This is a genomic window from Asaia prunellae JCM 25354 (genome assembly GCF_000613885.1).
Taxonomy (GTDB): domain Bacteria; phylum Pseudomonadota; class Alphaproteobacteria; order Acetobacterales; family Acetobacteraceae; genus Asaia; species Asaia prunellae.
In genome coordinates, this window is sequence record NZ_BAJV01000002.1 from 193704 (window position 1) to 208044 (window position 14341).

9 protein-coding genes and 3 pseudogenes are annotated in these 14341 nt (G+C 56.9%); 6 read left to right on the forward strand and 6 right to left on the reverse strand.

All coding sequences use genetic code 11. The features are described 5' to 3' along the window. Positions 1-6: 6 nt before the first annotated feature. Complete coding sequence (metC, locus tag JCM25354_RS02355; protein ID WP_025884820.1) at positions 7-1230, forward strand: cystathionine beta-lyase; 1224 nt, start codon at positions 7-9, stop codon at positions 1228-1230. Here the strand turns inward: metC and JCM25354_RS16050 are convergent. The 3 genes and pseudogenes from JCM25354_RS16050 to JCM25354_RS02370 form a co-directional block, all read right to left on the reverse strand. Further along, positions 1217-2736: pseudogene (locus JCM25354_RS16050) on the reverse strand (YifB family Mg chelatase-like AAA ATPase). The gene metC and the pseudogene JCM25354_RS16050 sit on opposite strands and share 14 nt — an antisense overlap. A gap of 70 nt (positions 2737-2806) precedes the next feature. Beyond that, positions 2807-4057 carry a phosphoglycerate dehydrogenase gene (gene serA, locus JCM25354_RS02365; RefSeq protein ID WP_025884821.1) on the reverse strand — a complete coding sequence of 417 codons (1251 nt, stop codon included), beginning with the start codon at positions 4055-4057 and terminating at the stop codon, positions 2807-2809. A 55-nt stretch (positions 4058-4112) separates the two neighbouring features. Further along, positions 4113-4913: an inositol monophosphatase family protein gene (locus tag JCM25354_RS02370; RefSeq protein ID WP_025884822.1), complete on the reverse strand. Its 801-nt coding sequence runs from the start codon at positions 4911-4913 to the stop codon at positions 4113-4115. Positions 4914-5033: 120 nt separating this feature from the next. Between JCM25354_RS02370 and JCM25354_RS02375 the strand changes: the two genes are divergently transcribed. The 4 genes from JCM25354_RS02375 to smpB all read left to right on the forward strand — a co-directional run bounded on the left by JCM25354_RS02375 (position 5034) and on the right by smpB (position 8078). Beyond that, on the forward strand, positions 5034-5765 hold the full coding sequence (locus tag JCM25354_RS02375; RefSeq protein ID WP_025884823.1) for a 3-deoxy-manno-octulosonate cytidylyltransferase: 732 nt from the start codon (positions 5034-5036) through the stop codon (positions 5763-5765). Continuing rightward, complete coding sequence (locus tag JCM25354_RS02380) at positions 5762-6601, forward strand: prephenate dehydratase (RefSeq protein ID WP_025884824.1); 840 nt, start codon at positions 5762-5764, stop codon at positions 6599-6601. Before JCM25354_RS02375 ends, JCM25354_RS02380 begins: the two co-directional genes overlap by 4 nt. Before the next feature lie 85 nt (positions 6602-6686). Then, positions 6687-7583: a 4-hydroxy-tetrahydrodipicolinate synthase gene (gene dapA, locus JCM25354_RS02385; RefSeq protein WP_025884825.1), complete on the forward strand. Its 897-nt coding sequence runs from the start codon at positions 6687-6689 to the stop codon at positions 7581-7583. Between the two features lie 3 nt (positions 7584-7586). Then, a complete protein-coding gene (smpB, locus tag JCM25354_RS02390) occupies positions 7587-8078 on the forward strand; it encodes an SsrA-binding protein SmpB (RefSeq protein WP_025884826.1) in 492 nt (163 codons plus the stop codon). Between the two features lie 204 nt (positions 8079-8282). On the opposite strand, the gene JCM25354_RS22900 is transcribed toward smpB, so the two are convergent. After that, complete coding sequence (locus JCM25354_RS22900; protein ID WP_025884827.1) at positions 8283-8963, reverse strand: cold-shock protein; 681 nt, start codon at positions 8961-8963, stop codon at positions 8283-8285. Between the two features lie 377 nt (positions 8964-9340). Here JCM25354_RS22900 and JCM25354_RS02405 point away from each other — a divergent pair, with 377 nt between their 5' ends. Next, positions 9341-10300 (forward strand): lipid A deacylase LpxR family protein, encoded by a 960-nt coding sequence (locus JCM25354_RS02405; RefSeq protein WP_243443853.1) that lies wholly within the window; start codon positions 9341-9343, stop codon positions 10298-10300. A gap of 103 nt (positions 10301-10403) precedes the next feature. Here JCM25354_RS02405 and JCM25354_RS19710 read toward each other — a convergent pair. Both JCM25354_RS19710 and recG read right to left on the reverse strand, forming a co-directional pair. Then, a pseudogene (locus tag JCM25354_RS19710) lies at positions 10404-12037 on the reverse strand (EAL domain-containing protein). 109 nt (positions 12038-12146) lie between these two features. Continuing rightward, positions 12147-14236: pseudogene (gene recG / locus JCM25354_RS16065) on the reverse strand (ATP-dependent DNA helicase RecG). Positions 14237-14341 lie beyond the last annotated feature (105 nt).

The following is a 14341-nucleotide window of genomic DNA, read 5'->3' on the forward strand; positions in this document are numbered from 1 at the left end:
AAGAGAGTGGAAAACACCGCTAAGCGGGTTGCTTCCGGTTGGAAGCGCCTGTCATCCCTTCTGGTGCAGAGTGGCCGCCCCGAACCAACCCCTGAAGAGGGAGGTTTTGTGAATGCTCCGGTGACGCGAGGGTCGACGGTACTTTTCCCGTCACTCGCGGCCATGAAGGAACAGGGGCTGCGCAGCCATGACCATGAGCTTGTCTATGGCGCCATGGGATCGCCCGTCCAGCACGAGCTTGAGAAACTTGTGGCGCTGATCGAAGGGGGAACACATACCCAGGTTGTCTCCTCCGGACTTGCCGCCTGTACCCTTGCGCTTCTGGCCTTTCTGAATGCCGGTGATCATCTTCTGCTACCGGACTCCGTCTATGGTCCGACAAGGCGCTTTGCAGGAACCATGCTCGCCCGTATGGGAATAGAAACAAGTTATTATGCCCCCCTCGCTGATGAAGCGACGATTATCGGCATGATGCGTGAGAACACGCGGGTCCTGTTCGCCGAAAGTCCGGGCAGTCATACATTCGAGGTTCAGGATGTACCGATGCTGGCTCGCGTGGCTCATGAGCGTAACGCGCTGCTGATGCTCGATAATACCTGGGGCATAGGTATTTTCCAGCCCTTCCGCCATGGGGTGGATGTATCGATACAGGCTCTCACCAAATACCCGGCAGGTCATTCGGACGTTATTGCCGGTGCCATTACCGTATCCGATGGTGCGCTGTGGAAAGATCTGCGGGATGCCGCCATCCAGACCGGTCAGCTCGCCGGACCTGATGAATGCTGGCTGACTTTGCGTGGATTGCGCACGATGGCTGTGCGTCTGGAGCGTCAGGCAGAATCTGCTTTGCTGGTGGCTCAATGGCTGCGCGGCAGGCCGGAAGTTGCGCGTGTATTGCACCCTGCTTTCGAGGAATGCCCCGGTCATGATTTCTGGTTGAGGGATTTCGAGGGAGCCAGTTCTCTGTTCGGCGTCGAACTGCGAGCCGACCTCTCCGTATCTGCCATGCGCGATATGATCGACGCTTTGGCGCTGTTTGGTATTGGTGCGTCCTGGGGAGGGTATGAAAGTCTCGTTCTGCCAACGACAGGTGGTGTGCGGCGTTCCCTGCCTGACGCGATGCCGGAGGGGCCTAGCTTCAGACTGCATATCGGACTGGAGGATCCCAATGATCTGATTGCTGATCTTGAAGGTGGTCTTGAAGTACTGCGGGCTTCTATTGCTGGCTAGGGAGGGGAGATCGAAGCCGGAAGCCAAGTGCCTCGCTTATGTGCGGGGCGCTGACAATGTCAGCATTGTCGAGATCGGCAATGCTGCGACTGACACGAAGCAGCCGGGTTAGACCACGCGCTGAGAGGCGAAGCCGTTCATCTGCCTGGGAGATGAGGTTGCGTGCTTCCGTACTCAGGGTAATGGACGTTGCGTCTGCCTGTGAATTGGGAACACCCTGACGGTCGATTTGCCGTGCCCGTGCGGCACAGACCCGTGCACGTACGTTTGCGCTGCTTTCCCCCGGTGGCAGGGTAATCATGTTAAGGGGGGAGACCGGCGTGACGAACAGCGACAGATCGAGCCGGTCGAGCATCGGACCGGAGAGGCGTGCTAGGTAATCTTCCCCACACCTGGGGGCTTTTCTGCACGATCGAGTGGTATCGCCCAGATAGCCGCATCGACAGGGGTTCATGGCTGCAATGAGCTGGAAGCGCGACGGATAAAGAACAGTCTGCCTGGCACGGGCAACGGTGATTGAGCCGGTTTCCAGTGGCTGGCGCAGGGATTCGAGACAGGCGCGCGAGAATTCGGGCAGCTCGTCCAGAAACAGGACGCCGTTATGGGCAAGACTGACTTCACCCGGCCTGGACCGGGATCCGCCTCCAACAAGAGCGGGCAGGGTGGTCGAGTGATGGGGGGCACGAAATGGTGGCTGGGTGACCAGCACACTGCCAGCAGCCTGACCACCAAGACTGTGAATGCGGCTGCACTCCAGGATCTGCTCATGGGTGAGCTCGGGCAGGATGGAAGGCAGGCACTGGGCAAGCATGGATTTTCCTGCACCCGGCGGTCCGGTCATGAGCAGGGAATGACCACCACTTGCCGCAATTTCCAGCGCACGACGTCCTGTTTCCAGCCCTCTGATCTCTGCGAGATCTGCTACAGGAGGGGAGGCTGACACGGTTTCAAGTTCAGGGGGTGTCAGAACGTGGTCGCCGTTGAAATGGGCAAGAAGACCGCGCAGTGTCTCGGGGGCAAGAATATCAAGGGCATCGCTTGCCCAGCGGGCTTCCTGCGCCTGGGATCTCGGGCAGATCAGGCCGAGTTGCAGACCAATCGTTTCCAGTGCAGCGGAGAGCACTCCCCCGGTAGCCTGAAGGCGGCCATCAAGGGAAAGTTCGCCAATAGCTGCATAGGCACTCAGGGCCTCTGAAGAAAGGATCCCCATGGCCGTCATGATGGCGAGCGCAATGGGCAGGTCAAAATGGGAGCCTTCCTTCGGTAGGTCGGCGGGAACCAGATTGATCAGAATGCGCCTGGGCGGCAGGGCCAGACCAAGTGCCGCCAGAGCAGCACGCACACGTTCACGTGCTTCACCGACAGTTTTATCCGGCAGGCCCACGATAATGAAGGCGGGCAGCCCGATGATATCTGGATTTCGACTGTGACCGGTATGGCGTCGATTCCCGCGAAAGCAAAGCTCTGGATACGGGCGATCGATGATGAAGCGGACACGGCACCCACTAATGTCAGGAACAGATTTCTCTGTTCCTAACGATTACGTCGGGTTCGTCAATAATTCATCAATAATTATTCAGCGTTGATAGATCAATCGGGCCCGCATCGTACCTTTGAGATCACGCAACCTTGCGAGCAGACGGGTGTCGAGCTCACTGTCGGGCGTGGAGTCGATTTCGACCACGACATAACCTACCTCGCCATCTGTCTGGAGATACTGCGCGACGATATTGCATTCTTCACTCGAGAAGATCTCGTTGATCTGCCGGAGAATGCCAGGGCGGTTTTCATGGACATGCATGAAGCGGGTGCCACGTGGACGCTCGGGCAGCTGCACGGGCGGAAAGTTCACTGCGCCAAGTGTCGAGCCGACATCGGAATATTCCACAAAACGTCTGGCCACTTCCACACCGATGCGTTCCTGCGCTTCCATGGTCGAGCCGCCAATATGGGGCGTAAGAATGACATTGGGCAGCCCCTGGAGTGGTGACTGGAAACTCTCGCCCGCTCCCTTGGGTTCCTTGGGGAAGACGTCCACAGCGGCACCCATCAAATGGCCGTCGCGCAGGGCTGAAGCGAGGGCATCAATATCGACAACTGTACCACGGGCATTGTTGAGTAGGATCGAATTCGGCTTCATGGCCCGAATCTCGGCCTCGCCTATCATGTCTTTTGTCTGGTCGGTCTGCGGGACGTGCAGGCTGACGATATCGGACTGGGCAAGAAGATCATGCAGGCTCGCAACGGCGGTCGCATTGCCATGGGGCAGCTTGTCTACAGTGTCATAGAAAATGACACGCAAGCCGAACGCTTCAGCGAGTACGGAAAGCTGCGAGCCAATGGAGCCATAACCGACAATACCCAGCGTTTTGCCACGTACTTCCCAGGCGTTGACGGCAGATTTGTCCCAGCCGCCAGCATGACACTGTTCCGAGCGTGACGGTATGCGACGCAGCAGCATCACGATCTCGCCCATGACGAGTTCTGCGACCGAGCGCGTGTTGCTGAAAGGAGCGTTGAAAACCGGAATGCCTGCCATGCGCGCTGCGTTGAGATCGACCTGATTGGTTCCTATGCAGAAGCAGCCGATGGCCATGAGGCGATCGGCTGCCTCGATCACAGGTGCTGTCAGCTGGGTGCGTGAGCGAATGCCTACCATATGAACGCCTTTAAGCGCTTCTGTCAGGGCTTTGCCTTCAAGCGCAGTCTTGACGCAGGTGACCTGCCGGTAGCCCTGCGCAGCAAGATGCTGCGCCGCGCTGTCATGAATGCCCTCAAGAAGAAGAATGCGAATGCGGTCTTTGGGGAGAGAAAAAGAGGCTTCCATGTCTGGCTCCTGTCAGCGGCGCAAATCCGAAAAGCGGTGCTAGCCTATAGTTTTCTCAGGGGGAAGGGCGAAGGCGCGCTATTGCGTCCTGCAGCATCGTCCTGTCACCGCAGGCAAGAACCGTACCATCGCTTTCAAGCGTGAGAGGGGCGCCCTGCCAGTCCGTCATCACGCCTCCCGCGCCAGAAACGACAGGAACCAGGGCTCCCCAGTCCCAGGGTTTCATGGTGCATTCCGCAATCAGATCGATCTGGCCAAGTGCGAGCAGCCCGTAACCATAGGCATCGCCACCCCAGCTTGTACGCCTGGTTGCTGCCTTGAGGGCGTTGAAACGATTATCATAAGGCGAGATCAGCATGTCGGGCGACGTGCAGGAGAGCTCTGCCATGCTGAGTGTCGGGCAAGAACGTGTTCCGACCTGTCCCGGCATTCCGGGGGAGATGAAACGGGTCGTTTCGCCTTCAATGCCGATCCAGCGTTCCTTTGTGAACGGCTGATCGATAATACCCAGAACGGGCCGGTTCCTGTGGAATAGGGCAACAAGCGTTGCGAAGCTTGGACGACCGGTGATGAAGGCGCGCGTGCCGTCAATCGGGTCGAGCACCCAGACCCAGTCTCCCGTCACGCCGGAGAAGCCAAATTCCTCGCCCAGTATCGCATGGTCGGCATGACGGCTACCAATCAGGCTGCGCATGGTGCTTTCCGCCTCGCGATCGGCGCGGGTGACAGGACTTTCGTCGCTCTTGTCGTCGACAGCGAGACCTGAACGGAAATAGGGAGAGACGGCAGAACGCGCGTGGTCTGCACAGAGAAGGGCGGTTTCCAGACAGACGGCAAGATCGGGCAGAGACGACATGAAAGCATTCCGTGGCGAGAAGTGAGGAGTAGCGGACGATTGACGCATCAAGGGGGGTGCGGCATGTCTGGCCATGCGTTGCAGCCCTCACAAGACAAGCGGAAAGCCTGCTTCTACCTCATGAAACCGATTATCGTCATCCCATCGCGTCTTGCTTCGACGCGCCTGCCCAACAAGCCCCTAGCCGAGATCGATGGTATACCCATGATCCTGCATGTGGCGCTGCGTGCGCGTGAAGCCAGGCTTGGTCCGGTACTTGTAGCGTCCGGTGACGCGACTATTCTTGACGTGCTGGCAGGTCATGACATCGAAGGAGTGTTGACTGACCCGGCTCTGCCAAGCGGTTCGGATCGCGTTTATGCTGCCTTGCAGGAGTATGACCCTGACGGGGATCATGATGTCGTGATCAATCTCCAGGGCGATCTGCCACTGATTGCGCCGTCAAGTCTTGCTTCCGCACTGCGCCCAGTCAGGGAAGAAAGGTATGATATCGGTACGCTTGTCGCACCGGTCGAGACACAGGAAGAAGCCACGCGCGAGTCTGTTGTAAAAGCGGCCTGCGCTTTCGGCGCGAAGCAGAGTATAGCCCGTGCACTCTATTTTTCACGTCAGACTATCCCCTGGGGCAGCGGGCCGCTCTGGCATCACGTCGGCGTGTATGCCTGGCGACGCGAGGCATTGGCACGTTTTGTTTCCCTGCCTCCCTCCGGGCTTGAAAAGCGGGAATCACTTGAACAGCTTCGTGCGCTGGAGGCGGGTATGACGATTGGCTGTGTTGCAATTGACGAGGCGCCGCTTGGTGTAGATACGCCTGCTGACCTCATTCGTGTTCGGCAGACCTTCACCTCATGAACCAGATCATAGCTTTCCAGGGGCGTCCCGGCGCTTATTCTGATCTTGCCTGTCGCGTTGCGCGTCCTGGCTGGACAACTCTGCCTTGCCCCAGTTTTCAGGCTGCTATTGATGCTGTTCGGGAAGGGCGGGCCACGCTTGGCATGCTTGCCTGCGAAAATTCTCTCGCAGGGCGCGTTCCCGAGATACATGCGCTTTTGCCTGAGGCCGGGCTACCCATCATCGGGGAGCATTTTCAGCGGGTTGAACACTGCCTGCTTGCACTGCCCGGAACCCGTATCGGGGATCTGCGGCGTATCCATACCCATCCCGTAGCCCTTGGCCAGATACGCAGACTCGTAAGTGAGCTGGGTGTTGAAGCCTGCTCTGCCTTTGATACGGCCGGCGCAGCGGAAATGGTGGTCAAATGGCAGTCGCGTGAGGATGGTGCTGTCGCCTCATCCCTTGCCGCAGAGCTGAATGGTCTGGAAATCCTGCGGGCCAATGTGGAAGATGCAGCCCATAATACAACTCGCTTCTATCTTGTCGCGCGTGAGGCTGTCAGGCCGCCGTCAGAAGCGGAGCGTGTTATGACCACTCTGGTTTTTCGAGTTCTCAACCGTCCTGGTGCGCTCTATCAGGCTCTGGGTGGTTTTGCCGAAAATGGCGTGAACATGACCCGTCTTGAAAGTTACATGAGCCCGGGCACGTTGACCGCAACCGGCTTTCTGCTCGATGTGGAAGGACATCCGGAACAGGCAGCATTGAGCAAGGCACTTGCGATGCTGAACGATTGCAGTGAGAATATTGCTGTTCTGGGCGTCTACCCGGCCAGTCCATCACGGTATCCTGAGTAAGGGCCGAGAGAGCGATATCCATTTGACAGCGTCGTCTAGAGTTCTATTTAGCAGCTTGTTTGTTTAACGCGGCAGGTGAGGGCTCATGGCACGGAACAAGGATTTCAAAGGGTCTCTGACCGCGCTGCTCACGCCTTTTCGTGAAGATGGTACCGTGGATCTGGCTGCGCTGGGCCGGTTTATCGACTGGCAGATTGACCAGGGTACGGCTGGACTTATTCCGGCAGGCACGACCGGTGAGAGCCCGACCCTGACTCATGACGAGCACGGACTTGTCGTGGCGCATACCGTCAGGGTTGCGGGTGGTCGTGTGCCTGTAATGGCTGGAGCCGGCTCGAACAGCACGCATGAAGCGATTGGCATGGCGCGCCATGCCAAAGCTGTTGGTGCAGATGCGCTTCTGGTGGTGGTTCCCTATTACAACAAACCCACCCAGGAAGGGTTGTACCAGCATTTCATGCGTGTGGCCGATGCCACTGACCTGCCACTCTACGTCTATAACGTGCCTGGTCGTTCCGTGGTGGAAGTGTTGCCGGAAACCCTGGCTCGTCTGGCAGAGCATCCCAATATCGTTGGAACAAAAGATGCTACAGCCAATCTCTCCCGTCCGCTTCAGCTGCGGCATTGCCTCGGTGACAAGCCCTTTACGCTGTTGACGGGTGACGATGGAACAGCGCTGTCCTTTCTCGCAGCAGGCGGCACAGGGTGTATCAGTGTCACGGCTAATATTGCCCCGCGCCTCTGTGCCGACATGCATGAAGCCTGGCAGGCCGGGAATGTTGAAAAGGCGATGCAGCTTCAGCAGCTCCTGACACCGCTTCATGATGCGATGTTCTGTGAGAGTAATCCGGGCCCCGTAAAATATGCGGCTTCCCGTCTTGGGCTGTGCACCTCATATGTGCGTTTGCCTCTTTCTGAACCCAGCGCTGCGTCTCGCGCTGTCATCGATGAGGCCCTCAAGAAAACGGGTCTGTCAGGATGAACTGTGGCTGAAAAAAAGAAATCCGGTCTGATCTCGCATGGTATTGCTTCACAAAACCGAAAAGGCCGGTTCAATTACACTATTATTGAAACTGTAGAGGCGGGAATTGTCCTCAAAGGGCCCGAGGTGAAAAGCCTTCGTATGGGCCGTGCCACGATCAACGAGGCCTATGCCGGTGAACGCAACGGCGAAATCTGGCTGCTCAATTCCTATATCCCTGAATATCAGGGCGGCGTTCTGTCGCGTTTCGATACCCGTGCTCCACGTAAATTGCTGCTGCATAAAAAACAGGTTGATCATCTGCTTGGTGCCGTATCTCGTTCCGGTGCGTCTCTTGTACCGCTTGATATTCATTTCAACGCGCGTGGTGTTGCCAAACTGACCCTGGGTCTGGGTCAGGGGCGCAAGAAGGAAGACAAACGTCACGCGATTGCCGAACGCGACTGGCAGCGAGACAAGGCTCGTCTTTTGCGAAGCAAGGGTAAGGATTACTGAGGCAGTACAGCCAGAAAGTATCCTGATGTTGTTGTACGAAGAAGCCACGTTGTCCTGCAGCGTGGTTTTTTTGTTCCGGGATGATTTCGTACTCCGACGACAGGAGAATCGGAGAGTCGAAAAAGCCAGGGTCCATTTTTCAGCGAAATCAGGGCATAAAAAAACCCGGCTCGTAAGCCGGGTTTTTCTGGTATTCGCGGGAAATCAGGCGAGGCTGATATCAGCGGCTTCCGGACCTTTCTGGCCCTGAACAACCTTGACATCGACAGCCTGGCCTTCATTCAGACCGGAGAGGCCGGAACGTTCCAGGGCAGAAGCATGAATGAAGATATCCTTGCCGCCGTTTTCCGGTGTGATGAAACCGAAACCCTTGGTGGAGTTGTACCACTTGACGATTCCACGCAGGTCCTGAGCGTGCGAAAGGTCGGGGGCCGGACGAGCCGGGCGACCGCCGCCACCGAAAGACGGACGCGGACCAGCCGGGTTGAAAGCAGCGCGCGGACGCGGAGCTTCCTCGGTGCTGGTATCGACAGTCAGAACTTCAGCGACCTGACGACCTTTCGGGCCCTGACCGATGCGGACATTCAGCGTGGTGCCCGGGTTTACGCTGGTATGACCAGCACTGGAAAGCGCATTGGCATGGAGGAATACGTCACCGGATCCATCAGCAAGCTCGACAAAGCCGAACCCTTTTTCACTGTTGAACCACTTGACGCTGGCACCCACTTCCGGGCCTGACGCCAGAACCTGTGGGCCGCCCGAAGGGGGACGACGATTTTGCATCCCGCCGCGGTCTCCGCCGAAGGAGGGGGGGGCCATAAAATCGTCATCGAATCCGCCGCGGCGCGGGGAACGTGGGCTGCGGTCGGTACGGTTGCTTCTCAACGGTCTAATCCCGAGATCTGAGCGGTGATTCATCTGCGTGAGAATCACCAGTGTTGTAAGTCGAAACGGTGTGCACGAGCCCACCGGTTGAAACGGTACGGGCGATGTCCACAAGGGGTTTCGGGCCGACCCTAACACGCTTTTTTCGAAATATGCCACTGGAAAACGTGGCTTGATTACCACGATCTTCTGGATATCGCGTTTTTATGAGCTGATCGTCTTCGTAATCTAACTGACCTCTGTTTCCCGACCTATGAAATGGGATATGGTGACATAGTATTATTATTGAAGGGGGGATGGCGTTGCGCTGTTCAAAATCGCGCTGGCCGAGCGCCAGGAAGGTCACAACTGGATCGCTCTCGGTTTTCGGTCTTGCGCTGGTCACTGCGGTTGCTGCTCATGCCACGCCCAGGCAGGATCCGTACGGAACCTGGACGCTTCAGGGTGAAAACGATGCTGTCTCGACCCTGAAAGGGACGTCGGACCAGTATTACACGTCCGGCCTGCGCTTCAACTGGACCTCAGGTACGGACAACCTGCCCAAGCCTTTTGCCGATGTGAACCGGTTCCTCCTTGGTAATGGCACGCAGCGTATCAGCCTTGGGGTTCAGCAGCTGATCTACACGCCGCGTGATACGCAGTCGGCTCAGCTTCCCTCGGGCGACCGCCCCTATTCAAGTCTTCTGCTTGGTACAGTCAATTTCATCAATGATACAGACCTGTCGCGCAGTGTTGCCGGTATCCAGTTCGGCGTGATGGGGCCTGCCGGTCTTGGTCGTCAGCTTCAGAACGGGTTTCATGGAGCCATTGGCGACACCAAGAACCGTGGCTGGCACACGCAGCTTCAGAACCAGCCGATCTTCCAGATCCAGGCTGGTCGTATCTGGCGTCTGCCAGTCGTCAATCTTTATGGCATAAGTGCCGATGTGCTGCCCGCCGTCTCGGGTGCCGCTGGTGACTACCGGACGTATGCTGACGTTGCGGGTACATTCCGCATTGGGCAGGGGCTGGACAGTGATTTTGGCAATGCGACGATCGGGCCGGGGCTTGATGGGACTGATGCCTTCGTCGCGACCCGTCCTGTCGCCTGGTATCTTTATGGTGGTGTGGAAGGTCAGGCTGTGGCTTACGACTCTACCCTTCAGGGCAACACGCTTCGTGACAATTCACCTCATGTCAGCAAGACATGGGATGTTGGCATGATCCATGCCGGTGTTGCTGTGATGTGGCATGGTGTGCGTCTGTCCTACAGTCAGAACTGGCAGACTGCGCAGTTCAAGACGTCCAAGGCAGGCCTGTTCAATTACGGATCACTCAAGCTGTCAGTTAAATTCTGACGTTCCGATCACTTTAACGGTTCGGATCACCCGATATGAAAACCCCATGGTGCCAGAACGGCACCATGGGGTTTTCTATATCAGCAAAAGAACAAGAGCCCGATCAAAGGTAATCGCTGGTTGGCAGGCCCAGCAGATAGCCCTGGACTTCTTCGCATCCGTAGGAATCGAGGAAGGCCATCTGTCTTTCGGTCTCAACCCCTTTTGCGCAGCAGGAAATGCCAAGACGGCGCGCCATTTGAATGGTCTGCCCCATCACCTCGTTTACGCGTCGATCATCATTCAGTCGCTGCATGAAAGAGCGGTCGAACTTGATCTGGTCGACCGGGAAATTTGCCAGGCGTTCCAGTGATGAATAGCCGGCGCCGAAATCGTCCAGAGCAACATGAACGCCAAGGGCGCGCAGGCGGGAGAGTTCCTGATAGGCAATATCGCGTGGTCCGAAAGAACGCTTCTCGGAAAGTTCAATCTGTAATCGCTCAGCGGCAAGACCTGTTTCACGCAACACAGTCTCAACCATGCCGGACAATCGGCGTTTGGCGAGCCAGGTCGGAGAAATATTGACGCAGACCCTGAGTGGATGACTCCATGTTATCGCAGTGCTGCAGGCCGTCTGAAGCTCCATTGATCCAGTTTTTCAATGAGTCCGCCATTTTCTGCACATTGTATGAAAATTTCGGGGGAAATCTGTCCATAGCCAGGGCGTTCCCAGCGCAGCAGGGCTTCCAGCGCAACCACGGTCTGGGTGCCGGATGCAATGATGGGCATCCAGTTGAGAGAGAGTTCTCCGCGTTCACCGGCATTGGCAAGATCACGCTCCAGCCCGGAGGTGCCGATGAGGGCGGCAATGCTGCTGGAGTTTGCCCGCCTTTCATGCGCACCGCCATAAAGGCGCACTTCGGCTATCGCGGCATCGACTCCTTGCAGGATGGATGTTGCATTTGTGCCGTCATCAGGGAACAGGGCCCAACCAATGGAGAACGAGGCCTGTATCTCGCTTGAACCGGCCCGAATCGCCGGTGAGAGTGCCTGGCGAATATTTGTTATGAGGCTACGTGATGTAACGAGTGACAGACCTGGGGGAGAAATGACGAGAATATTGCCTCCACCACCATAGCCGAGAAAGGATTTGGGGGGCAGGATTGCGTAAACCCGCCTGATGGCCTCGTCGATGATCAGATTAGAGGTTTCCCATCCATAACGCAGATTGAGCGCGTTCAGATGATCAAGATCGATCGCCATCACTGCAAAGCTTGCTTTGCGCGTGTCCGGCGTCGTCATTCCGATCATATATTCGATATGACTCGCACAAAGACTGCGATCCGGGAGATCGGGGCGCCGGGTCTGCAGGGTCTGGTTACGGAGAATTGTCTCGGCGCAGACGGCAAGATAGGGAGCGAGTTCACGCAGCTCTGTCTCTGCGACTGTCAGCGGAATTGTGGCGAGGAGGGTCAGATCGGAGTCGAGGGCGAGGCCAAGATGATAGCAGGTTTCGGTTTTTGCCAGATAGATCCGATCCGGACTGGCACATACTGTCTTGATGCACGCTATGGTGGGTTCGTCTGTTTTGGAGCAGCCATCGCTTGCTATTTCAATCAGATTGTCTTCCGTATCATAACCGCAGATGCAGATGGACGAGGCGCCTAGCAGCCGGCGCGCGATTTCCAGTATCGCTGCCTGCGGCTGAAGCTGTTTGTTTGACGACATGGGCCTCTCTCTCACGGGGAACCCGCTCATGAAAGACGATGCAGGTTCATGCAACTATGGCGAAAATTCAGTCAATAATCCATACGTACCATTATTTCAAACTTTTAAATAAGTATTGAAACACAGCCTCGGATGAGGCCTAGCCAGAGCGATTGATACGATTCATGTTGTCTCGGTCAAATAGATGAAGGAGGACTTGCAGCTCTTTTGCAAGTATAGAAGAATTACACATTCTTTTCACGGTCAATACTGCATCACGATTGGCTTCCTGCAATAACATCTCGGAATCGACACCCTCGATCAGACGAAAAAGGGGTAGACCCGATTGACGGTTGCCTGCGAGATCACCCCCGCCGCGTAGTTTGAAATCGCGCTCCGCAATGATGAAACCGTCCTCTGTCTCTCGCAACAACGCGAGGCGTTCCTTTCCGGTTGCTCCTGTAGAGTCATCGTAGAGCAGCAAGCAGTAAGAGGCTGTAGCACCGCGCCCGACACGCCCGCGCAGCTGATGCAGCTGGGCGAGGCCAAAACGCTCTGCATGTTCGATGACCATGACGGAGGCGTTGGGAATGTCGACCCCCACTTCGATAACTGTTGTTGCAACGAGTAAGCGTGTTTCCCCCAGTCTGAAACGTTCCAGTTCAGCCTGTCTTTGCGCGATTTCCTGCCGGCCATGAGCCAGTCCGACTGGCATGGAGAGACGCAGGGACAAGTCGCTCCAACGCGCCTCTGCCGCAGCGACATCAAGTATTTCACTTTCTTCGACCAGCGGACAGACCCAGAAGACCTGCGCCCCTCTCTGGAGAATGCGCGTAATGCCACTCATGACCTCATCGAGAGTCGAAAGGGGATGAAGTGAGGTTTGTACGGGCTTGCGGCCAGGCGGTTTTTCGTCAAGGCGGCTCACGCTCAGATCGCCCCATTGTGTCAGCAACAGCGTACGGGGAATCGGAGTGGCTGTCATGACCAGAATATCAGTCTGTGCCCCTTTGACGCCAAGCATCAGACGTTGCTGCACGCCAAAGCGATGCTGTTCATCAATGACAGCCAAAGCAAGATCCTGAAAGACGACTTTTTCCTGGAACAGTGCATGAGTGCCAATGATCAGTCTGGCCGAGCCCTCAGCTATGGCTTCGAGTGCCACTCTGCGCGCCTTGCCTTTCACACTTCCTGAAAGATAAACGCAGGGGACATCGGTCAGGCTGGAAACAGTTCTGAAGTGTTGACTTGCGAGGATTTCAGTTGGCGCCATCAGCGCTGCCTGTCCTCCGGACTCCACAACACGAAGCATGGCAAGAAGTGCTACCAGCGTCTTTCCTGAACCAACATCGCCCTGGAGCAGGCGCATCATGGGGGTTGGAGCCGCAAGGTCAGCATCAATGTCGCCCAGAGCCCGGATCTGGCGCCGGTTGGACGATGGCCAAAACGTTTCAGCGTCTCTGCGCGCAGATGATCATTGCCAAGAATGACCCGTCCGGTTTGAGCGCGTGCTTTCTGGCGTGCCAGAGCAAGAGAAAGCTGATCGGCTAGACATTCGTCATAGGCCAGGCGTTCCCGGGCAAAAAGCGCTATGGCTGACCAGCTCCGATCATGCTCAGGAGCCGGCCGATGCAGGATTTCCAGAGCCTGAGCGAAGCTTGGCCATTGGCGTTGCTCCAGTCGGTCAGAAGCAATCCATTCGGGAAGAGGGGGCATCAGGTCGAGCGCCCTGTGAATGGCGCGTCGCATGACCGAGGTAAACAATCCGGCTGTCAGGGGCCAGACAGGATCGATGGCCGGAATGGTATCACGGCGAGCCCAACCCAGCATGTAGTCGGGATGGGGCATGGTGAGTGAGAGGCCATAGCGTTCGAGACGCCCTGACACGGCCAGTTCGTCGCCTATTGCCACCGACCGGATAAAAGCCTGATGAAAAAACAGGATCTCGATTTCATCCGTTTCGTCGCAGGCACGGATACGGAATGGCTGACGTGGCCGGGTGGGGTGGGTAATATCAAGTACCCGCAGCCTGATTGTCAGTGTGGCACCAGGCATGAGCTGTTCACGGGCCTCATGCAGGGTCAGTACGGTGCGACGGTCGGTATAGCTGGTGGGGAGGGTAAACAGCAGATCGATCACGCGCGGCCCGCACGCAACCTTTCGCAGCAGATCAGCGTAACGAGGGCCTATGCCGGGCAATGTGCTCAGAGGGGAGAGCAGCTGCGAAATACTTGAGGACTCTGGGTGCATGGCCTTCGCGGAACATGGGCTGACAGCGTATAATGCACAGGCTATAGGATAGAACCGTCATGGAACAAAACGAAACCATCGCCTGGCAGCCTGACTGCATTGTGG